A 21,007-nucleotide genomic window follows, 5' to 3' on the forward strand; every position below is an offset into this window, starting at 1 on the left:
ACTATTAAGGTGATTTAAAAACAATAGTTATGATTGTTGAGTAATTCAAATAAAAGCATAAAAAATATTCAGCTTAAACACGCATCTGCCTTTTAAAGGAATGCTTTTATATTAACTAACATAGGCTTAGCTTTATCAATTAATTCTATAAACTGATTCAACTATTGGCCTAATTATCAGCAGTAAGTGGGGGTGCTAATATAGCGAAAATAAAGTAAGGAGAGATCAACATGAACAAAACAATTTTACTTACCGGCGCAACCGATGGCATTGGGCTAGAAACTGCAAAGATGTTATTAGCACAAGGTCACACCGTATTATTACATGGCCGCAGCCAAGCAAAGCTCAATGCGCTACAAGTAGCTTTAACCGAGCAATACCCAAATGCAAGTACACATACTTATATTGCTGATTTAAGCGATATGAGCCAAGTTCAAACTTTGGCAAAAAATGTATTAGCCGATTTGGCCGAAAATAATAACCAGCTTGACGTACTTATTAATAATGCAGGCGTTTATCAATTAGTTGATGCTACAACAATTGATGGCCTTGATGCTCGCTTTGTTGTAAACACGATTGCGCCATATCTTCTTACAAAACTATTATTACCTGTTCTTGGTCATGATTCGCGAGTGGTTAATGTGTCATCAGCTGCGCAATCAAGCGTTAACTTAAATGCACTTATAGGTAACACTGAACTTTCTGATAGTGCGGCTTATGCACAAAGTAAATTGGCTATTACTATGTGGTCGCGTCATTTAGGGCTTGAGCTTAAAGATACTGGGCCATTAGTTGTATCGGTAAACCCTAAATCTTTACTGGGAAGCAAAATGGTAAAAGACGCTTACGGTATAGATGGTGGGGATTTAAAAATTGGCGCAGATATTTTTTGTCGCGCAGCGCTTAGTGATGAATTTAAAGATGCCGCAGGCCTGTATTTTGATAACGATACAGGACGCTTCGCGCCTCCTCATGTTGATGCACTTAATAATGCGAAAAATCAACAACTAGTAGATACGTTAGACAGTATTTTAGCACAGCTTAAATTAGGTAAAGCATAATGAAAAATCATGTTACTTGGACAGTACAAGGCCAAATTAAAGAAGGTAAATACGATGAGTTTTTACTGGTAATGGCACGATTAGTTACTTTGGCTAAAAGTGAAGCGGGCACTTTAATGTATGAGTGGACAGTAAGTGAAGACAAGCGCAATGTACATATTTACGAGCGTTACCAAGATGAAGATGCTGCTAAAGCGCATCTTGCTGGTTGGGGCGAAAGTGGCCCACTATTTTTAAGCGTAGTTGATATGGATAAAGTAACGGTATTTACTCAATTATCAGAAGAGTTTGCACAAGCCTTTGCAGGCCCAAGCAGTGTATTTATGAAACCTGTGGGTGGCTTTGTAAAGTTTTAGAGAAAATACCCATTGTTGATCTAAAGAGCTCACCTCATCAGTGAGCTCTTTTTTTAGTTGCATTACTGCTCTTGCTGCAAGCGTTCGTATAGCCAATCTTTTAGTTCTGTACGTTCGTGTTTTAGTTGATGCATTTGCTCATCGCTTATGGGCGCATCTTTGAGCTCTAATACTCTAATCTCTTTATCTAGCTTGTCGTACTTATCTGCTTTTTTTGCAAATTCAGTATCGCTTTCATTTAACTCGGCAATGGTCTTTAAGTACTCTGGAAAGTCATTTGTTAATGAGTGGTCTTCGCCTAACATATTCGCTCCTTAGTAGGATATAAATGAGCTCACAAGTAAGTGAGTTGTATAAGTGAATTACTGCCTTTCATATAATACACTGGGGCTTACATAGATATAATTCAACCATCGAGCCGCTAATTTGATGTAGCACAAACAATCTGTTTATTTTGCTCAGTAAGGCATTTCACCAAAGTATTTAATAGTGTGATCAATAAATGCACGTACTTTAGAGGTCAATAATTTATTGTTGGAGTATACAGCCTACGCAGGTGTATTAACTAGTCGTGAAAAGCTTAGGGTTCGATATTATTGCTCAAGGTGCAGGGAATCTCTGGCTAGAGAAAATAAATTTAAACATCATCATGATTCAATACGTTAGTAAATCTCTTAACCAAAGTTTAGGTTAAGTAAACCAATACCCGCTAAAGGCTTTTAAGCATTTTAGCTAAAAGAGTTAATTTTTAACGCTTTTTGCTAATTTATGTTGGTTAATTAATAGTGGTAGAATGCAGCGCTTAGTACCACTTGTGTAAAGTAGTGGTCAATAATTTATAAGGTCTGTTGTGTAATGCTGTTAATGATCGATAACTACGATTCGTTTACTTACAACTTAGTGCAATATTTTCAGCGTTTAGATCAAGACGTTTTAGTAAAACGTAATGATGAGCTAAGCATTGCACAAATAAAACAGTTAAACCCGCAGCACATCGTGTTATCGCCAGGGCCATGCACCCCTAACGAAGCGGGTATTTCACTAAATGTTGTTGAGCAACTAAAAGGGCAATATCCTATTTTAGGAATTTGCTTGGGACATCAAACTATCGCGCAAGCTTTAGGAGGAGATGTAATTCGTGCTAAAAAAGTAATGCACGGTAAAACATCACCCATAGTTCATACTAATAAAGGGGTGTTTAAAGGCTTAGCTAATCCGTTAACGGTATGTCGTTATCATTCTTTAGTGGTTAAAGCGCAAACTTTGCCTAAAGAGCTTGAAGTAACCGCATGGACTCAAACTGAGCAAGGAGAGTTTGACGAAATTATGGGGTTGTTACACAATGAACTTGCTATCGAAGGTGTGCAGTTTCACCCCGAAGCTATTTTAACTGCTCAAGGCTTAGAACTGCTTGATAACTTTTTAACTCGCTTCTAATGTTATAATACACATAGCATTTTATACTTTATTAATGGATGTCATGACTGAACTTGTAGCCCAGCAGCGTACTGCCAAAATACTAAGCCAACGAGCTCATGACTTATTGCTTGGGCATAGCTTTGCGCATCAGCAAATTGGTTTCATTCATACATTAGATATAGATTACGGCGAACCCATGAAGCAGCGCACCTTGCTTCAGGTTGAAGTGGCCGCACAGAATAAACGCCAGCAAAGTAGTACTGCACATCATAAGTACCGCGCTCAAGCGAGTGAACAGCTGCACAAAACAATTGAAACAGCTATATATAAGCAGCTCGAAGATATAGATGGCGTAATTCATAGCACCATAGGTATTGAAGATGGCATTGCCAATATACTCGATATATTAGCGGTAAAGTCAGCGTCGGTAGGGCGTTTAGAGCCATTGGTTAATGATATAAGCTGGTTAGGTAGGGAGTTAGTAACGCTCGTTAATTTACCTTACTATCGTAATCAACGTAGTAAAAACACGTCTGTAAAAGTAGATAAGCCATCGCTCGCCCTTCGTTATATTGGCCTTGATAACTTACAGCTAGTGATTCCTACATTTGCTGCGCGTCATTGGATGCCACATAGCACCGAACCATTTTCGTTATTAAAACGTCGTTTACGTGACAGTGCCATGGCAAACGCCATTGCTGCGCAAAAAATTGCACAAATTAATAATGTAAATGACGTTCATGCATTTACCCTTGGGATGCTTTTAGATGTAGGGCGAATTGCATTAGTGCGCTTGTACTTAAAAACGTTTGAGCAAATATGGCAACGTAAAGTACAGCTAGCCCGAAATGAAAATCAAAAAGATTTACACACCGCATTATTAGAGCTTCAGCCCGACCCGCTATTTTTAACCACTCTACTTAGCAATAAATCGATAGAAGTAAGCGCTAAGGTAATAGACAAAATGGCTTTTAAATATTTACCGTTTAAAGGGGTAATGCAGCAGCTAGTAAATGGGGTAGATAAGGGCGATACATTACTGCCATTAACAGAAGTAATGCTAAAGGCACGGTGCTATTCTCAATATCTTAATTTAAAAGAACATCAACTTATTGAACCTGATGAAGCTCTAAGCTGGTTTTCGCACTTTAAGTTCACTAAAACGGAACTAAAAACCCTCCAATCGAGTAATTTTACCAATTTAGCTATTCAAATTGACTAAAAATCTGAATTTTTTGTTAATTTTTTTGCGACTAACCATTCATTCTCATCTTATTGTCATATTACATATTTGCCGATTAAAGCGTGTGCGCCTCTGTACTCATGCGGTTAGTTGCCTAAAAATAAGCATAAATAGCTATGCAAATAGTTATTCACTATCTATGAAATAATATCTTTAGCCCTTTATTTTCAAGGGATACATGAAAGTTTTTAACGAGACAGATATAAGTAATTCTGAAATAATGTGCGTCTGAAAATTGAACCACAAAGCAATTTTGCGCAATTATCAGGTTACTGATCTTGCCTATAAAGTTGGTTACAAATATTAACCAAACACCTATTTTGATGTTTTGTGTTGCTCACAATTAAGAGGAAATAAAATGACAGTCAATCGCGAATTATTTGATCACGTAATGGTTCCTAACTACGCACCTTCAAGCGTAATTCCTGTTCGAGGCGAAGGCTCTCGCGTATGGGATCAACAAGGTCGAGAGTTTATCGACTTTGCTGGTGGTATTGCAGTTAACTGTCTTGGCCATTGCCACCCTGCATTAGTAGGCGCATTAAAAGAGCAAGGCGAAAAAATCTGGCATCTATCTAACGTAATGACCAATGAGCCGGCACTTCGCCTAGCTAAAAAAATGGTTGATGCGACATTTGCTGAAAAAGTTTACTTTGCCAACTCTGGCGCAGAAGCAAACGAAGCCGCGCTTAAATTAGCGCGTCGTTTTGCACTTGATAAATTTGGCGCAGAAAAATCACAAATCATCGCGTTCAACAAAGGTTTCCACGGTCGTACATTCTTTACCGTAACTGTTGGTGGCCAAGCTGCATATTCAGATGGTTTTGGTCCTAAGCCTGGCGACATTGTACATTGCGATTACAATGACCTTGCTGCATTTGAAGCACTTATCAGCGACAAAACATGTGCCGTAATGATGGAACCTCTACAGGGTGAAGGCGGTATTGTTTCACCAACTGATGAGTTTGCTCAAGGCGTTCGCGATTTATGTACTAAACATAACGCACTGCTTATTTTTGATGAAGTTCAAACAGGTGTTGGTCGTACTGGCGATTTATACGCATACCAAGGCTTAAACGTAGTACCTGATATTTTAACTTCGGCTAAAGCACTGGGCGGCGGTTTCCCTATTGGCGCTATGATCACAACAACTGAAATTGCACAGCACCTTAAAGTAGGTACACATGGTTCTACTTATGGCGGTAACCCGCTTGCGTGTGCTGTTGCAGAAGCTGCATTTGATACAGTAAATACCCCTGAAGTACTGGCTGGCGTAAAAGAAAAAGCCGCATTATTTAATGAACTACTTAGCGCGGTTAACGAAAAATACAACGTATTTAGCGAAATCCGTGGCCAAGGTCTATTAATTGGTGCAGTAGTGAACGAGCAATACAAAGGTCGTGCAAAAGAGTTTTTAGTGGCAGGTACTGAGCAAGGCCTTATGTCACTAGTTGCCGGTGCAGACGTAGTACGTTTCACTCCATCTTTAGTAATTCCTGAAGCGGACATTCGCGAAGGTATGGCACGCTTTGAAAAAGCAGTAGCAAGCGTAGTAAACGCATAAGCGACTTAAGCCAACCAATTAAGGGTAAGCACTGCTTGCCCTGCAATTCCTATTTACCGTTATTTATAAGGGAGCAAGCGGACTCATGATGATCCTTCGCCCAATCCAGCAAAATGATTACTCAGCATTACTGAAAATTGCCCACGAATCTGGGCATGGTTTTACGTCTTTGCCATTAAACGAAGAACTATTGCAAAAGAAAATAGACCATTCTGTAAGTTCATTTGCTAAGCAAACGTCACAACCCGGTGACGAAGGCTACCTGTTTGTTCTTGAAGATAGCGAAACCGGTGATGTTGTAGGTACGTCTGCAATTGAAGCTGCGGTAGGGCTTGATGATGCATTTTATCATTATCACTTAAGTAAAGTGATTCACTCTTCGCGCACATTAAACGTATACAAAGCGGTTGATATTTTAACGCTATGTAACGACTACACAGGCGCTACAGAGCTTTGCACATTGTTTTTAAAAGATGGCTATCGTAAAAATTGTAACGGTAAGCTACTTTCAAAAGCGCGCTTTATGTTTATAAAGCAGCATCAAGAGCGTTTTGCACAAACAGTGATTGCAGAAATGCGCGGTGTGTCTGATGAAAACGGCAGTAGCCCTTTTTGGCAGTGGCTTGAAGAGCACTTTTTCTCAATGGATTTTCCAACAGCCGACTACCTAACAGGTATTGGTCAAAAGGTTTTCATTGCTGAATTAATGCCTAAATACCCAATTTATGTAAATTTGCTAAGTAAAGATGCGCAAGCCGTAATAGGTAAAGTACACGACAACACACGCCCAGCAATCGAGTTATTGAAAAGCGAAGGCTTTACGTTTAATGGCTACGTAGACATTTTTGACGGCGGCCCAACGGTTGAAGCAAAAGTAGATAACATTGCGACGATTCGTAATGCAAATAACTTTAACGTTGAAATTGGCGAAATGACTGGCGACACCATGGTGTTACTAGCTAACGAAAAGCTTGAAGATTTTAGAGCAACCGTTGCACCAATGACATTTGACGAGCGCGCAAAAAGCCTTATTTTATCGCAAGAAGTAGCAGATGCATTGCATTTGCAAACTGGCGATATTGTTAGTGCAACCACGATTTAATTTAGGAGAAAGTATATGACTCATCCTGCACAATTTATTAATGGTCAATGGTCACAAGGCCAAGGCACAGAATTTAATTCAGTAAATCCTGCAAATAACGACGTTATTTGGCAGGCATCATCAGCAACTGCGGCGCAAGTAGACACCGCAGTAAATGCAGCGCGCGAAGCGTTTTATGTATGGGCTGATAAAAGCTTCACTGAGCGTTTAGAAATAATTAAAGCATTCGCAGCGCAATTAAAAGAAAACAGCGAAGAGCTCGCTATTACTATCGCACAAGAAACAGGTAAGCCACTGTGGGAAACTCGCACAGAAGCGGGTGCTATGGTTGGTAAAATTGCCATTTCTGAAAAAGCATTTTTAGAGCGCACTGGAGATGTTGAAAACGCAATGCCACTTGGCCGTGCGATGATCCGTCATAAGCCACATGGGGTTGTAGCCGTATTTGGTCCGTATAACTTTCCGGGTCACTTACCTAATGGCCACATTGTGCCAGCGCTTTTAGCAGGTAACACGGTTGTATTTAAACCGTCTGAACTGACTCCTAAAGTTGCCGAGCTTACGCTTAAACTGTGGGAAAAAGCAGGCTTACCAGCTGGTGTAATTAACCTAGTTCAAGGTGAAGTAGAAACGGGTAAAGCCCTTGCTGCTCACAAAGGAATTGATGGCTTGTTCTTTACGGGTTCTTCGCGTACTGGTCATATTTTACATGAACAGTTTGCGGGTCAACCGGGTAAAATTTTAGCGCTAGAAATGGGTGGTAATAATCCACTTATTATTACTGACGTTGAAGACACTAAAGCAGTTGTTCACGATATTATTCAATCAGCGTTTATCTCAAGCGGCCAGCGTTGTACATGTGCACGTAAATTGTTTTTACCTAAAGGTAGCAAAGGCGATACAATTTTAGAGCGCCTTATCACTGCAACTAAAGCGATTAAAGTAGGCAACTACGATGATGCAGACCAGCCATTTATGGGCTCTATGATCTCATCAGCGGCAGCTGCAGGCATGGTTAAAGCGCAAAACGAGCTTGTCGAGCTTGGCGCTCAAGTATTAGTAGAGCTTGAGCACACAGCCAATACCGGTTTTGTAACACCAGGTATTATTGAGTGTACAAATATTAGTGATTTCCCAGATGAAGAACATTTTGGACCACTTTTAAAAGTATTCCGCTTTGACGACTTTGACCAAGCCATTGATAAAGCAAACGATACAACCTTTGGTTTATCGGCTGGTTTATTAAGTGATAGTGCAGCAGATTACGACCATTTTTTACGTCGTATTCGCGCTGGTATTGTTAACTGGAACCGCCCAATTACTGGCGCATCAAGCGCAGCACCATTTGGTGGTATTGGCGCATCGGGCAATCACAGAGCAAGCGCGTATTACGCAGCTGATTACTGTGCATACCCAGTTGCTTCAGTAGAGCTTGAAAAAGTAGCGATGCCAGCAACACTAAGCCCAGGCTTAAAAATAGATTAAGTAGTAATACTACTTAATTATTATAAAAGCAGCTTCGGCTGCTTTTTTTGTATTGCTATCGTACAAGGCTAGTAATTATCGACTCTTTCTGCTTAAATCAGCATAATTAAATATATTTAGGTGGTTCGCATAATGGTTTTAGATAGGCAAGGGTACGATGATTTGATCATGTATCTAACTCAAAATTTAGCATTGTTTGAGAAGCCAGGCGAAATAAAACCAGGCGCTCCAACAGTAATGGAATTAATCGAAGACGTTATTGCGCAAAATGTGATGCTTATTTGCGAGCAGCACACAGACCTCAACACAGAGCAGCGTAGTCAAATTGTACGTGAAGTTGATGGCATAGTTTACGATTTAGAAGAAGTCCTCAGTAGCATCACCTCACAGCCTGTCACGGTTGAACAGCATGCCTTTATAGATGAATTTGCAGGTTTAGTGAAAAACCTCTTTGATAGCGCATTAGCACAACAATCTTAGCCATTTTATAGCCCTGCGTTGCATTTTCATTTGCAACTACGGCTAAGTTGCTTACAATCAAGAAAATATTTTTTTGAGATATAACAATGCAAGCAAATGTAAAATGGGTTGAAGGCGATACGTTTATTGGCCGTTCTAATTCTAACCACAATGTTGTGTTTGATGGCGGCAGCGATAGTGCAGCACCAAGCCCAATGGAAATGGTTTTAATGTCAGTTGGCTGTTGCTCATCAGTTGATGTGGTTAGTATTTTAAAAAAAGCTAAACAAGATTTTTCAGACGTACAAGTGCAACTCAGTGCAGAACGCGCCGAAACAGCACCGCGCGTGTTTACCAAAATCAACTTACACTTTGTTGTTAAAGGCAATAATGTGTCTGAAAAGCACCTTGCACGTGCAGTTTCACTCTCTGCTGAAAAGTATTGCTCGGTTGCATTAATGCTTGATAAAACAGTAGAAATTACGCATAGCCACGAAGTTGTGCAAGATCAAGCAAAATAACGCTTTTTCCACGAGGAAAATTCGTATAAAATCCGCGAACTTTTCATTCTGCAGGTGCAGAACCCACTAATTTATAGGTTGGTTTATTATGAACAAACCCTTCGATAAACTTAAACTTCATGGCTTTAACAATTTAACCAAAAGTTTAAGCTTTAGTATTTATGATATTTGTTACGCAAAGACCGAGCAACAACGTAAAGAATATATTGAATATATCGATGAGCAGTACAGTGCAGATAGACTAACCGATATTTTAGGTGAAGTTGTTGATATTATTGGTGCTAACATTTTAAATGTAGCGCGCCAAGATTATGAACCGCAAGGCGCAAGTGTAACTATTTTGGTTTCAGAAGAACCAGTAGAAGAGCAGCAAAATTACGATGCTGACGAAGCACCAGGCCCATTACCTGATTCAGTTGTTGCACACCTAGATAAAAGCCATATTTGTGTACACACATACCCAGAAGCTCACCCTGATGATGGTATTTGTACATTCCGTGCTGATATTGAAGTATCTACCTGTGGCATTATTTCGCCACTTAAAGCGTTAAACTTCTTAATTCATAGCCTTGAATCAGACGTAGTAACAATAGACTACCGCGTACGTGGTTTTACCCGCGACATAAACGGTGTTAAGCACTATATTGATCATGCTATTAGCTCGATTCAAAACTTCATGACAGAAGATACAAAAGAAGCGTACCAAATGATGGACGTGAACGTGTATCAAGAAAACCTGTTCCATACTAAAATGATGTTAAAAGAAACCGACTTAAATACCTATTTATTCGGCCTTTCTACTGATGAGTTATCGGATGAAGAAGAAGACGAAATCCGCTCTAAGCTGACTCGCGAAATGCAAGAAATATTCTATGGCCGTAACCTGCCAGATACAGAATAATAGCAACGAATTAAATTAAAAATGGCGCTCAGTGAGTGCCATTTTTTTATGCCTAAAAAAGCCCAGGTAATTAACTTAGCTGGGCTTTTGAATATATAGCGTATTAATTAATCATGCTGTAAATAAGTGCAAATACAGCAAGTGAGCCAACCGCTAATATAAATAGCGTGCTTAAACGATTGCGGTATTTATGAAGTGCAGGCACTTTATAAACTGCAATCATTGGCATGATGAATAAAATCATCGCGATGATAGGGCCCGATAACTGATCCATCATGTCTAAAATACTTGGGTTTTTAACAGCGCAAAACCAAATAGCTAAAAACATAATTAACACACCAATTTTATCAGCCGCTTTTGCGCTTAAGCTTGTTTGTTTAGTTACTAAACCCGTAAAGCTCTCACGTGCCCCTAAAAAGTGACCCAAAAACGACGATGTAATAGCAATAAAGGCAACAAGCGGCCCAAGTGTGGCAATAAACGAGTTATCAGTAATATTAGCAAGGTAGGATAAAACCGATACGTTAGCGGCTTTAGCAGCGGCCATTTGCTCGCCTGTAAGCGACAGCACACAAGAGAACACAAATAATAGTACAAAGGTAATAAGTAGTAAGCTAGTGCGCTTTAAAATCGCCTCAGACTTATGTGTTGCTTGTTCACCGTAGTGACCGCGTTGCACGTTTACAAAGCTTGAGATAGCCGCTGCGTGGCTAAACGAAAACACAATAATAGGAATCGATAACCACAATGTTTTTCCAAAGCTGCCCATTTCAGGCATTGTCATATCTGGCATTTGCCAACTTGGGATTAAATAAAGTGATAAAAAGAACAATATACCCACAAGCGGGTAAACTAAAATAGCAAAGGCACGCAGCATTAAGCGCTCGCCGCCCATCATTAAGCTAATCATACCTGCAACTAATACACCCGAAAGCAACACGCGAGAAGGTGATTCCATCCCCATTTGATTAACCATAAAGCTATCAACGGTATTAGTTAAGCCTACACCGTAAATAAGCAAAATTGGGAATATAGATAAAAAGTATAATAAAGAAATTAACCGTCCCGCAGTCACACCAAAGTGCTCTTCAACTACATCGGTAAAATCGGCATCTTTATTTTTTGATGAAAGTACAAAACGCGCTAATCCACGGTGTGCACAAAAGGTCATTGGAAATGCTAAGCATGCCAAAATAATTAACGGCCAAAAACCGCCAATACCAATGTTAATAGGTAAAAATAAAATACCCGCACCAACGGCGGTACCAAAAAGGCTTAAAGTCCACTGCGTATCGTGCAGGTTCCATTTAGAAGTGGGTGTGTTTGAAGGTGTGTGTGCACCTGTTGTTGATGCATTTGAAAGCGTTGCATCTTGAGATGTTGTCATGTGTGTGTTTATCCATTATTTAAATAATAATCGCGCGCAAGAATATAGTTTTTAGCTAAAAATTTCATGTTTTGAGAGGATTTGTAGACTAATTAATTAGACCAAATTGAAGGGTAAGTGTCATGAATACGAAACAGCGGTGTAAAAGTGAGCAACACCCTTAAGCGGCAGCACCACATTATAATTTTAAAGTAGGTTGGTTAGAGCGCAGCGAAACCCAACACGCTATAGTGTCACGCGAGCTGCAAAGCCGAGGTAGGCGGTTTTTATAAGGTAAAAATAGGGACTGGTCATTTTTATTGGTTTGCATTCAAAAATCAGAATCTGCCCCGAAAAGCTGTTAAGTAGAAGCCATTGATCTGAACTTCATAAGCGATTTTTATTAAACTCCGTTATACTTCCTGCAATTGAATATGCCAAACGAAGTAAATAGGCCACTAACTGCAATGAGCAAAGAGATTCTCTTCCATACTACTTTTGCGCACGAAACCAGTAAAACATGGGTTGTATTTGTCCATGGAGCAGGTGGTAGCTCGGCAATCTGGTTTCGTCAGCTTAAAGCCTATAAAAAAGAATATAATGTGTTGTTGCTAGATCTTCGTGGTCACGGTAAATCAAATAACTTAGTACAAAACTTTGTTGATAATAATTATTCATTTAATAATGTCTCTAAAGACATCATTGATGTGTTAGATCATAACAATATCTCCAGCGCACACTTTGTTGGCATTTCATTGGGCACAATACTCATTCGAAATATTGCTGAAATTGCGCCGCAATATGTTTCTAGCATGGTACTAGGTGGAGCGGTTACTCGTTTTAATACGCGCAGTAATACATTGGTTTATTTAGGTAATACTTTTAAACACTTCCTGCCTTATATGTGGCTCTATCGATTATTTGCTTTTATTATGATGCCGAAAAAGCGTCATAAAGAATCTCGACTTTTATTTGTTCGTGAAGCAAAACGCTTGTGCCAAAAAGAGTTTATAAAATGGTTTAAATTAGCCATGGACGTAAACCCTTTAATGCAATACTTCAAAGAAAAAGACATTGATATTCCCATTCTTTACATTATGGGCAAAGAAGATCATATGTTCCTTGGCCCTGTTAAAGAAATGGTTAAGCGTCATAAAAACAGCGTACTACAAACTATTCACCATTGCGGCCATGTTTGTAATGTGGAACGTCCTGACCTATTCAATCAGCACTCGCTTGCTTTTATCGCCCAGCAAAATCGTTAAAGGTTACCGCTTTTAAAAAGCGTTCAATTAATGGTAGGTAATTAGAAAAAACTTATAACAGCCACCATTAATAAATTGGATTTGTCATTCTTTTTGACTTTCGTCCTAAACTCAAAATAAGACCCGAAGTAATAAAACCCAACAAGTCATAGCTCCCGTCAATTCTTACTTTATTTTAGTTATAGTTTTTTAGATTTTAGCTGGGTAGGTGTGGCAACGGATATCTAGAAGCTTGAGTGTCCTTACTTATTAGGTTTATTTAATTAATAATTATTTCTTAACTAATTAAGGGGCAATAGTATGAGTAATGATTCATTAAAGTGGTACGAGAAACCAAGTGGTATATTAGCTTTAAATACTTTAGGTAGCATAATTGCTGCATTCATTTTTACAGTAATATTTTAAAGGTTGGCTATGAAGAGTAAATACCTAGATATTAATGAGCAAACCATTAATGAATTAGAGGACGCGTGGGAGTATCTTAATAAACACTTTTATAATGAGTTAAATTTAGAAAGTAATCGCCCGATAGAGTCGGAAAATCCACTTGGTAAACTTGCATATTTTATGGAATTTGGGATTTATCCACCACCTGAGTTATTACTAAAAATATCAGAGATTTATAAATTACATATGTTACAAGTTGGCAAAGTTGATCTTGAAGAATCATTTTATGGGAAGCCCATTAAAGGTATTGGAAACTTTTCTGGGCGAGAAGCAAAAAAGCAAGATGTTAAATTTTTAGAGATGACATTATCTATGGAAGCTATTGGTAACAAAAAGGAAAAACGTTCGCAATATGAAATAGCCGAAGAATATTTGAGAGCTAAAGGCTCTGACGAAGATCCTGAACACTTATTAAGAAAGTTGCGAAGATACAGAAATAAGCCTGCAAACTAAAAGCATATAATAAGCGCTTTAAACAGAACAATAGTCCTCTCAATGTGTAGTTGTCATCTCTTCATAATATGAAGAGCAAAAGCTATCAATTCTCTTTTTAACAACCGATAGCTAACCACTTAAAACTGGGCTTACTCTTCTATAGTACTCACAATAAAATACGGGTTTAAGTATTCATCTTTGGTGTTATAAATAAGCGGGCTGCCATCAAGTTTAGTCACTTTAGCACCGGCTATTTCGGCGATTGCATGGCCTGCGCCTGTATCCCATTCGCAGGTTGGACCTAAGCGCGGGTAAATATCAGCACTACCTTCGGCGACTAAACACAGTTTTAGTGAGCTGCCTTTAGACACCATTTCAACGTCGTCAAAGCGTTTTACAAACTCGGCTAAATCGGGTGATGGGTGCGAGCGGCTGCCTACAACACGAATTAACCCTTTGTTAGGTTTAGTCGTTACTTTAAGCTCAATTCGCTCATCGCCTTTATCTTTGAATGCGCCAATTGCTTCGGCGGCTAAGTACGATACGCCGAGTGCGGGTGCATCTACTACGGCTAAAATAGGAATGCCGTTTTTGATTAAGGCGATGTTTACTGTAAATTCACCGTTCTTTTTAATAAATTCTTTAGTGCCGTCGATTGGGTCAACTAACCAGTAGCTTTTCCACGTTTGGCGTACATCCCAGCTTATGTCGGCGTTTTCTTCACTAAGTATTGGAATATCAGGTGTGAGCTGTTGAAGCCCTGCCACAATCAGTTTATGAGCTGCTAAATCGGCGTCGGTTACGGGGCTTTCATCGGCTTTGTACTCAACGTTAAAATCCTTTTCGTAAATTCCCATTATCGCTTGGCCTGCTTTGCGGGCAAGGATGAGGGTTTCTTCTAGCAGTTCGGTTTGATTCATGGGGTTAACCTATATTATGTGCTTTTGTTTTAGATACGTTATCAGTTGTGTAACCGATTGGTCTAGGGTGTTTTTACTTGTATCTAAAATTATTTCTGGATTATTTGGCACTTCGTAGCTTGAATCGATACCAGTGAAGTGTTTTATCTCTCCAGCGCGGGCTTTTTTGTATAAGCCTTTTGGATCGCGGCTTTCGCATACATCCAGTGGGGTATCGATAAAGACTTCGATAAATTCGCCTTCGTCAACTAAGTTACGCACCATGTCGCGTTCTGCTCTAAAAGGCGATATAAACGCAGTAAGTACTAACAAGCCAGCGTCGGTCATTAGTTTTGCGGTTTCGCCTACGCGGCGTATGTTTTCAATGCGGTCTTCGTCGCTAAAGCCTAGGTCTTTGCATAAACCGTGGCGTACGTTGTCGCCATCGAGCAGGTAAGTGTGCGTACCTTGCTGATTAAGCGCCGCTTCTAGTGCGTTTGCTACGGTGCTTTTGCCAGAGCCTGAAAAGCCGGTAAACCATAAAATAGCGGGCTTATGTTTTTTTTGCTCACTACGCTGTGCTTTTGTAGTTGCGTAGTTATGCCAAACTATATTTTCATCCATAGTGAGAGTCTCTTATGCTGTGGGCGCAGGTATTAAAACGGAAATACCAGCGGGATCAAGGTTAATACCGTGATTGAATAAATAATAGAAAGGGGTAAGCCCATCACTATGTAATCTTTTAAGCGATAGTTACCCGCGCTATAAACCATTAGATTAGTTTGATACCCAAATGGCGATATAAAGCTGGCTGATGCGCCAAAGGCAACCGCCATAATAAACGGTAGCGGGTCTACATTAAAACCAACCGCGAGCGAGTAAGCAACAGGGAACGACAAGGCAGCAGCTGCGTTGTTAGTTATAAGTTCGGTAAATAATACGGTCATTAAAAATATGGCAATAAATGCGCCGTAAGGGCCAAAATCGCCAAGTACCATAAACATGGCGTCGGATATTTGCCCGGCAAGTCCGGTGCCTATCATTAATTTAGCAAGGCCAATGGCGCTGCCTACGACTACGAGTAACTCGATAGGAAAACGGCGTTTTACTTCGTTAAGTTTTATGGTGCCGCTGAGCATTAAGCCAATCAGTAATACTAATAAGCCTTTAACCAGCGGCACTATGCCAATAATACTTAAACCCAGTACTGCGGCAAAGCTTAGTAGCACAATGTTTGATTGCTTAGGTGCAAGGTGGGCTTGTAAGTCAAACCCTGAAATATACACAAATTCGCGCTTTAAATTAGGCAAAGTGTAAAAGTTTTTGCCTGGTGCGAGTATAAGTGAGTCGCCAGCTTGTAATTGCACTTGCCCAAGGCCGCCTTGTAAGCGGTCGTGCCCACGACGAATGGCAATAACAGCAGCATGAAACTGCTCTCTAAAGCGGGCTTCTTTTACGGTTTTACCAATAAATTTTGAAGATTGACTTACGACTACTTCTACTAAGTGTTCTATGTCTTTTTGATGATTCTCGTGCACTACTTTTAAACCGTCGAAACGGGTAAGTAATGGCACCGATTTTATGTCACCTACAAACAGCAGCACGTCGTCTTTTTGAATAACTTGCTGTGGAGTGACTGCGCAAATGCGGCTCCCGTCGCGAATAATTTCAGCAAGGAATAAGTCTTTTAAATCACGTAGGCCGTTTTCTTCTACGGTTTGGCCTATTAATTTTGAGCTTGCTTGTACTTTACCTTCTAGGTAAAAAGGCACGACTTCTTGGTCGCTTTTACCGTTGTCGGGTAAGTATTTAAGCATTACTAAAATGGTAATTAGGCCTACGCTTAGCGCGCCTAAACCTACTAAGGTAAAGTCAAAAAAGCCCAGCGGTTCCATGCCCGCATCTACTGCAAAGCCATTAACGATTAAGTTGGTTGATGTACCAATAAGCGTAATAGTGCCGCCCAAAATAGCAGTGTACGACAGCGGTAATAATAGCTTTGAAGGGGAGTGATTAGGATTGTCTTTAATCGCGGTAATAAGCGATGCAACAACGGCGGTATTGTTAGTGAATGACGATAAAAAGGCGGTTGATAACCCCAATTTTGTTACCGATTTTACTAAACTACCTTTAGATAGCGATTGCGCTAACTTTTGAATTAGGGTGGTTTTTTCTATTGCGGTCGACACTAATACCAGTAATACCAAGGTAATAAGCGACGGGTTAGCGTAGTTAACTAACATACTTTCAAGATCGATTAGCCCTGCTAAGTAGCTGGTGCTAATAGCGCTTACAAATAACCATGCTGGATTAATACGGGTGCCAAAAAGGCACCCGACTAAGGTAAGCATAATGCCTGTTAAAACGAGCTGTTCTACCATGCTTTTAAATTCCTAACAGGCTAAAGTTAACTTATAACTTAGAAATATCAAGCGCTTGCCAATGCGGGAAGTGCTTGCGTACTAAGCTGTTAAATTCAACTTCAAATTCGCTAAAGTTACTTTGCTTTGTTTGGCTTTGCAGTACTTGCTCAATCATACCGGCAGCAACAGTTAGGTTTGATAAGCGATCGATTAGGATAAACGAGCCTGTTTCGTGATTGCTGTGGTACTCGTCTGCCAAAATAGTTTCGGTTAGTTCAAGCGTTACAATCGCAATTTCGTTTAGCTGTAATGAGTCGCTAGTACCGTGCTCAAGCGTGTTTACATCAATTGTGTAGTCAATCTTTTTAACAATAGCTGAGGTGTTTTTGCTACCTAGTTTTAGGTTATAGCTTTTACCTAACACTAATGGCGATTCATGCATCCACACAATTTTAGCTTGCAGCTGGTTAGTAACAGCGGCCGTTGAGTTTGCAGGTACGATTACATCACCTCGGCTAATATCAATCTCGTTATTTAGGGTAACGGTAATTGCTTGGCCTGCTTCGGCGCTATCTAAATTGCCATCAAAGGTAACAATTTCTTTAATGCTTGACGTTTTACCCGACGGTAATACTTTTACAGCATCGCCTACGTGCATCTTGCCCGATGTAAGTGTGCCCTGAAAACCACGGAAGTTTAAGTTAGGACGCACGACATATTGCACAGGTAGGCGCGCTTCAAAGCCTGTATCTATTTCGGCTGCTGGCGAATCTTCTAGTAACTCTAGTAGCGGCTTGTCGGTGTAATACGGTGTATGTGCAGAGCGTGTTACTACGTTGTCGCCTTTAAGCGCCGACATAGGCACAAACTTAATGTTTGATACGTTAAGTTGCTCAGCAAATTTAAGGTAATCGGCCTTAATTTTTTCATACACGGTTTCGTCAAAATCAACGATATCCATTTTATTAACGGCAACAACAAACTGCTTAATGCCCAGCGAGTCACAAATAAAGCTATGGCGCTTAGTTTGTACTTGCACGCCGTAACGCGCATCAACCAAAATAATGGCGACATCACTTGTTGATGCACCCGTTACCATGTTGCGTGTGTATTGCTCGTGCCCAGGTGTGTCGGCAATAATAAATTTACGCTTAGCCGTTGAAAAGTAACGGTACGCTACGTCAATGGTAATGCCTTGCTCGCGCTCAGCTTGTAGGCCATCAACTAATAATGCAAGGTCAAGATCTTCACCTGCATTACCTACTTTTTCGTTATCTTTATGAAGGGCTGCTAGCTGATCTTCATAAATTTGGTGGCTGTCGTGCAGTAGGCGGCCAATCAATGTTGATTTACCGTCATCTACGCTGCCACAAGTAAGCATGCGTAATAAGCTTTTGTCTTGTTGGCGTGCTAGGTAGGCGTCTATGCCTATTTCTTTTACTTCGTTAAATGTATCGTTATTTTGGCTAGACATTAAAAATACCCCTCACGTTTTTTCTTCTCCATTGAGCCGGCTGAATCATGATCAATAACACGACCTTCACGTTCAGATGACGTAGATAGCAGCATTTCTTCGATGATTTCGGTTAAAGTACTGGCTGTTGACTCAACTGCACCGGTAAGTGGGTAGCAGCCTAATGTACGAAAACGTACAGATTTCATTTGCGGTACTTCACCTTCATTAAGAGGCATACGCTCATCGTCAACCATAATCAAAGTACCGTCGCGCTCAACTACTGGGCGATCTTTAGCTAGGTACAATGGCACCATTTCGATGTTTTCTTGGTAAATGTATTGCCAAATATCAAGCTCAGTCCAATTAGATAATGGGAAAACACGAATGCTCTCACCCGGATTAACTTGGCTGTTGTAGGTATTCCAAAGCTCTGGGCGTTGGTTTTTAGGGTCCCAACGGTGGTGTTTGTCGCGGAACGAGTAAACACGCTCTTTTGCGCGTGACTTTTCTTCGTCGCGGCGTGCGCCACCAAATGCAGCATCAAAGCCGTATTTATCTAGCGCTTGTTTTAAGCCTTGGGTTTTCATTATGTCGGTATGTTTACCCGAGCCATGCGTAAACGGGCCTACACCCATTTCAATACCTTCTGGATTTTTGTGTACCAGTAGGTCAAAGCCGTATTCTTTAGCTATACGGTCGCGAAACTCAATCATTTCACGAAACTTCCAGTTGGTGTCTACGTGTAATAACGGGAACGGAATTTTTGCAGGGTAAAATGCTTTACGCGCTAAGTGCAAAAGTACCGACGAATCTTTACCAATAGAGTAAAGCATTACTGGGTTCTCAAACTCAGCGGCGACTTCGCGCATGATTTTGATACTTTCAGCTTCAAGTTGCTGAAGGTGAGTTAAAGCCATTGTTAGTCGTCCTACTAAAATGATTAAAAGTTACAAATTTAAAATTCGGTTATGTATTTGATACATCTGTTAGCGGCTGTGCAAAGCTGCTTGTTTGCTCGTTTTTCCCAAACCACGCTAGTTGCGAGTGCAGGGCAGCTACTTCACCAATAATGAGTAGCGCAGGCGATATAATGCTGTTGCGTTCAATTAAGTCGGCAAGTTCGCCTAATTGGCCTGTTACTACACGCTGATTTTTGCGTGTACCGTTTTCGATAATGGCAACAGGTGTGTCGGCTTTGCGGCCATGCTTTAAAAGCTCGCTTTGTATGTGCGGCGATTTAATTACGCCCATGTAAATAGCCAGCGTTTGATTTGCTTTTGCCAACGATTGCCAATCAAGTTCTTGGCCGTCTTTTTTACAGTGGCCAGTTACAAATTGAATGGCTTGTGCATGGTCACGATGCGTTAGCGGAATGCCCGCATAAGCACTACAACCTGCAGCGGCTGTAATACCCGGTACAATTTGATAATTTACGTTGTTAGCAGCCAGTACTTGTACTTCTTCGCCACCACGGCCATAAATAAACGGATCGCCACCTTTAATGCGGCACACTTTTTTGCCTTGTTTAGCAAGGTCGACCAGCATTTGGTTGGTGTCGTCTTGAACAACACTATGATCGCCTAAACGTTTGCCTACGCAAATAAGGTCAGCATCGCGGCGCACTAATTCCATAATTTCGTCAGACACTAAAAAGTCGTATACAACCACATCGGCTTGTTGCATAAGTTGCAGTGCTTTAAGTGTTAAAAGCTCTGGATCGCCAGGGCCTGCACCTACTACATATACTTCGCCTTCAGGTTCTGCTTTAGCATCTAGCATTTGCTCTAGTTGTTGCTGTGCGGCTTGAGTATCACCGGTTTGCACTTTACTCACGACAGATGAGTCGAATACGCCTTCCCAAAATTGGCGGCGGTCTGAAAAATGTTTAAAGCGTTTTTTTACTTTGTCTCTAAAGCCACCGACAAGTGTTGCAAGTGGACCAATATGATGCGGAATAAGGGTTTCGAGCTTTTCGCGTAAGCGACGTGCAAGTACCGGCGCTGTGCCTGCACTTGATATAGCAATCGTAATTGGGTCGCGGTCAACAATGGATGGAAATATAAACGTACATTTAGGTTGGTCATCAACCACGTTTACAAATACATTGCGGGCATTGGCAAGTTCAAATACGTTGTTGTTTACTTCATCGCGGTCGGTTGCTGCAATAACAAGCATTTTTCCATCGAGATGCGACTCATCAAAATAAGCATCAATAAGCGTTACTTCATTATTATGTGCATGCTCTTTTAGTTCGTCGCAAAACCAAGGCGCTACTAAAGTAACGCTCGCTCTCGCTTTTAAAAACGCGCGACATTTGCGTAATGCGACCTCTCCACCGCCAACAACCAATACTGGTTTGTTGTCGAGTTTGGTAAAGATAGGTAAATACTGCACGTTAATAAGACCCCTAAACAAATTCAAATATAAGAAAACGCTTTATTCTGATAAGCAGAATATAGCGGCTATCAATAAGTAAAAAATAATTAAAACCAAGTTGATATAACCAAAAGTTATAATAGGTGGGCTTTTTAGGCCTAAGAGTTAGTTAACAAGGGATTGCGCCGAGTTACAAGTAAAATAAACAGCTTATAGTGTTTGGTTATGAGCTATAGCGAGTTTGGTTTAATTTGTTAATATGGAAGCATATTCTATTTTGTACTTATAC

Annotated in this window: 20 protein-coding genes; 12 read left to right on the forward strand and 8 right to left on the reverse strand. The window is 40.4% G+C overall.

All coding sequences use genetic code 11. The features are described 5' to 3' along the window. Nucleotides 1-230: 230 nt before the first annotated feature. Both H5087_RS09710 and H5087_RS09715 read left to right on the forward strand, forming a co-directional pair. On the forward strand, nt 231-1,061 hold the full coding sequence (locus H5087_RS09710) for an SDR family NAD(P)-dependent oxidoreductase (RefSeq protein WP_182671895.1): 831 nt from the start codon (nt 231-233) through the stop codon (nt 1,059-1,061). Next, a complete protein-coding gene (locus tag H5087_RS09715) occupies nt 1,061-1,417 on the forward strand; it encodes a putative quinol monooxygenase (RefSeq protein WP_182671896.1) in 357 nt (118 codons plus the stop codon). Before H5087_RS09710 ends, H5087_RS09715 begins: the two co-directional genes overlap by 1 nt. A gap of 62 nt (nt 1,418-1,479) precedes the next feature. On the opposite strand, the gene H5087_RS09720 is transcribed toward H5087_RS09715, so the two are convergent. Then, nucleotides 1,480-1,722 carry a YdcH family protein gene (locus H5087_RS09720; RefSeq protein ID WP_007580070.1) on the reverse strand — a complete coding sequence of 81 codons (243 nt, stop codon included), beginning with the start codon at nt 1,720-1,722 and terminating at the stop codon, nt 1,480-1,482. Nucleotides 1,723-2,272: 550 nt separating this feature from the next. Here H5087_RS09720 and H5087_RS09725 point away from each other — a divergent pair. From H5087_RS09725 to speD, 8 genes are all read left to right on the forward strand, one after another. Beyond that, on the forward strand, nt 2,273-2,854 hold the full coding sequence (locus H5087_RS09725; protein ID WP_024596662.1) for an aminodeoxychorismate/anthranilate synthase component II: 582 nt from the start codon (nt 2,273-2,275) through the stop codon (nt 2,852-2,854). A 43-nt stretch (nt 2,855-2,897) separates the two neighbouring features. Further along, complete coding sequence (locus H5087_RS09730; RefSeq protein ID WP_002958858.1) at nt 2,898-4,058, forward strand: HDOD domain-containing protein; 1,161 nt, start codon at nt 2,898-2,900, stop codon at nt 4,056-4,058. A gap of 379 nt (nt 4,059-4,437) precedes the next feature. Next, nucleotides 4,438-5,643: an aspartate aminotransferase family protein gene (locus H5087_RS09735; RefSeq protein ID WP_002958859.1), complete on the forward strand. Its 1,206-nt coding sequence runs from the start codon at nt 4,438-4,440 to the stop codon at nt 5,641-5,643. Nucleotides 5,644-5,728: 85 nt separating this feature from the next. Then, a complete protein-coding gene (astA, locus tag H5087_RS09740; RefSeq protein WP_024597056.1) occupies nt 5,729-6,745 on the forward strand; it encodes an arginine N-succinyltransferase in 1,017 nt (338 codons plus the stop codon). 15 nt (nt 6,746-6,760) lie between these two features. Next, nucleotides 6,761-8,230 carry a succinylglutamate-semialdehyde dehydrogenase gene (gene astD, locus H5087_RS09745; RefSeq protein ID WP_182671897.1) on the forward strand — a complete coding sequence of 490 codons (1,470 nt, stop codon included), beginning with the start codon at nt 6,761-6,763 and terminating at the stop codon, nt 8,228-8,230. 132 nt (nt 8,231-8,362) lie between these two features. Further along, the gene (locus H5087_RS09750) at nt 8,363-8,710 is read left to right on the forward strand and encodes a DUF3802 family protein (protein ID WP_002958862.1); all 348 of its coding nucleotides are present in this window, start codon (nt 8,363-8,365) and stop codon (nt 8,708-8,710) included. A gap of 86 nt (nt 8,711-8,796) precedes the next feature. Beyond that, nucleotides 8,797-9,210 carry an OsmC family protein gene (locus H5087_RS09755; RefSeq protein WP_002958863.1) on the forward strand — a complete coding sequence of 138 codons (414 nt, stop codon included), beginning with the start codon at nt 8,797-8,799 and terminating at the stop codon, nt 9,208-9,210. Nucleotides 9,211-9,298: 88 nt separating this feature from the next. Next, nucleotides 9,299-10,111 (forward strand): adenosylmethionine decarboxylase, encoded by an 813-nt coding sequence (gene speD, locus H5087_RS09760; RefSeq protein WP_024597058.1) that lies wholly within the window; start codon nt 9,299-9,301, stop codon nt 10,109-10,111. A 103-nt stretch (nt 10,112-10,214) separates the two neighbouring features. On the opposite strand, the gene H5087_RS09765 is transcribed toward speD, so the two are convergent. Continuing rightward, nucleotides 10,215-11,498 (reverse strand): aromatic amino acid transport family protein, encoded by a 1,284-nt coding sequence (locus H5087_RS09765; protein ID WP_039488583.1) that lies wholly within the window; start codon nt 11,496-11,498, stop codon nt 10,215-10,217. A 446-nt stretch (nt 11,499-11,944) separates the two neighbouring features. Between H5087_RS09765 and H5087_RS09770 the strand changes: the two genes are divergently transcribed. Beyond that, complete coding sequence (locus H5087_RS09770; protein WP_165723694.1) at nt 11,945-12,742, forward strand: alpha/beta fold hydrolase; 798 nt, start codon at nt 11,945-11,947, stop codon at nt 12,740-12,742. 414 nt (nt 12,743-13,156) lie between these two features. Continuing rightward, nucleotides 13,157-13,642, forward strand: coding sequence for a hypothetical protein (locus H5087_RS09775; protein ID WP_182671898.1), 486 nt, complete (start codon nt 13,157-13,159; stop codon nt 13,640-13,642). A 131-nt stretch (nt 13,643-13,773) separates the two neighbouring features. Here the strand turns inward: H5087_RS09775 and cysQ are convergent, their stop codons facing one another. From cysQ to cysG, 6 genes are read right to left on the reverse strand one after another with little or no spacing between them, the layout of a single operon-like run. After that, on the reverse strand, nt 13,774-14,544 hold the full coding sequence (cysQ, locus tag H5087_RS09780) for a 3'(2'),5'-bisphosphate nucleotidase CysQ (protein WP_182671899.1): 771 nt from the start codon (nt 14,542-14,544) through the stop codon (nt 13,774-13,776). Nucleotides 14,545-14,553: 9 nt separating this feature from the next. Then, nucleotides 14,554-15,147 (reverse strand): adenylyl-sulfate kinase, encoded by a 594-nt coding sequence (gene cysC, locus H5087_RS09785; protein ID WP_002958870.1) that lies wholly within the window; start codon nt 15,145-15,147, stop codon nt 14,554-14,556. Nucleotides 15,148-15,179: 32 nt separating this feature from the next. Continuing rightward, on the reverse strand, nt 15,180-16,904 hold the full coding sequence (locus H5087_RS09790) for an SLC13 family permease (RefSeq protein ID WP_182671900.1): 1,725 nt from the start codon (nt 16,902-16,904) through the stop codon (nt 15,180-15,182). A gap of 31 nt (nt 16,905-16,935) precedes the next feature. After that, nucleotides 16,936-18,360 (reverse strand): sulfate adenylyltransferase subunit CysN, encoded by a 1,425-nt coding sequence (gene cysN / locus H5087_RS09795; protein ID WP_182671901.1) that lies wholly within the window; start codon nt 18,358-18,360, stop codon nt 16,936-16,938. Further along, on the reverse strand, nt 18,360-19,259 hold the full coding sequence (gene cysD / locus H5087_RS09800; protein ID WP_002958873.1) for a sulfate adenylyltransferase subunit CysD: 900 nt from the start codon (nt 19,257-19,259) through the stop codon (nt 18,360-18,362). The genes cysN and cysD overlap by 1 nt, the downstream gene beginning before the upstream one ends. 49 nt (nt 19,260-19,308) lie before the next feature. After that, complete coding sequence (cysG, locus tag H5087_RS09805) at nt 19,309-20,736, reverse strand: siroheme synthase CysG (protein WP_024600081.1); 1,428 nt, start codon at nt 20,734-20,736, stop codon at nt 19,309-19,311. Nucleotides 20,737-21,007 lie beyond the last annotated feature (271 nt).

Source organism: Pseudoalteromonas sp. SR43-7 (genome assembly GCF_014163785.1).
GTDB lineage: Bacteria > Pseudomonadota > Gammaproteobacteria > Enterobacterales > Alteromonadaceae > Pseudoalteromonas > Pseudoalteromonas distincta.

What these genes read in the sequence shown, in the direction of transcription:
- H5087_RS09755 (WP_002958863.1), top strand. Translation starts at nt 8,797, where the DNA reads ATGCAAGCAAATGTAAAATGGGTTGAAGGCGATACGTTTATTGGCCGT.
- H5087_RS09765 (WP_039488583.1), bottom strand. Translation starts at nt 11,498, where the DNA reads ATGACAACATCTCAAGATGCAACGCTTTCAAATGCATCAACAACAGGT.
- H5087_RS09735 (WP_002958859.1), top strand. Translation starts at nt 4,438, where the DNA reads ATGACAGTCAATCGCGAATTATTTGATCACGTAATGGTTCCTAACTAC.
- cysQ (WP_182671899.1), bottom strand. Translation starts at nt 14,544, where the DNA reads ATGAATCAAACCGAACTGCTAGAAGAAACCCTCATCCTTGCCCGCAAA.
- H5087_RS09710 (WP_182671895.1), top strand. Translation starts at nt 231, where the DNA reads ATGAACAAAACAATTTTACTTACCGGCGCAACCGATGGCATTGGGCTA.
- speD (WP_024597058.1), top strand. Translation starts at nt 9,299, where the DNA reads ATGAACAAACCCTTCGATAAACTTAAACTTCATGGCTTTAACAATTTA.
- H5087_RS09770 (WP_165723694.1), top strand. Translation starts at nt 11,945, where the DNA reads ATGAGCAAAGAGATTCTCTTCCATACTACTTTTGCGCACGAAACCAGT.
- cysD (WP_002958873.1), bottom strand. Translation starts at nt 19,259, where the DNA reads ATGGCTTTAACTCACCTTCAGCAACTTGAAGCTGAAAGTATCAAAATC.
- H5087_RS09750 (WP_002958862.1), top strand. Translation starts at nt 8,363, where the DNA reads ATGGTTTTAGATAGGCAAGGGTACGATGATTTGATCATGTATCTAACT.
- H5087_RS09725 (WP_024596662.1), top strand. Translation starts at nt 2,273, where the DNA reads ATGCTGTTAATGATCGATAACTACGATTCGTTTACTTACAACTTAGTG.
- cysN (WP_182671901.1), bottom strand. Translation starts at nt 18,360, where the DNA reads ATGTCTAGCCAAAATAACGATACATTTAACGAAGTAAAAGAAATAGGC.
- astD (WP_182671897.1), top strand. Translation starts at nt 6,761, where the DNA reads ATGACTCATCCTGCACAATTTATTAATGGTCAATGGTCACAAGGCCAA.
- H5087_RS09775 (WP_182671898.1), top strand. Translation starts at nt 13,157, where the DNA reads ATGAAGAGTAAATACCTAGATATTAATGAGCAAACCATTAATGAATTA.
- H5087_RS09790 (WP_182671900.1), bottom strand. Translation starts at nt 16,904, where the DNA reads ATGGTAGAACAGCTCGTTTTAACAGGCATTATGCTTACCTTAGTCGGG.
- H5087_RS09720 (WP_007580070.1), bottom strand. Translation starts at nt 1,722, where the DNA reads ATGTTAGGCGAAGACCACTCATTAACAAATGACTTTCCAGAGTACTTA.
- H5087_RS09730 (WP_002958858.1), top strand. Translation starts at nt 2,898, where the DNA reads ATGACTGAACTTGTAGCCCAGCAGCGTACTGCCAAAATACTAAGCCAA.
- cysC (WP_002958870.1), bottom strand. Translation starts at nt 15,147, where the DNA reads ATGGATGAAAATATAGTTTGGCATAACTACGCAACTACAAAAGCACAG.
- astA (WP_024597056.1), top strand. Translation starts at nt 5,729, where the DNA reads ATGATGATCCTTCGCCCAATCCAGCAAAATGATTACTCAGCATTACTG.
- H5087_RS09715 (WP_182671896.1), top strand. Translation starts at nt 1,061, where the DNA reads ATGAAAAATCATGTTACTTGGACAGTACAAGGCCAAATTAAAGAAGGT.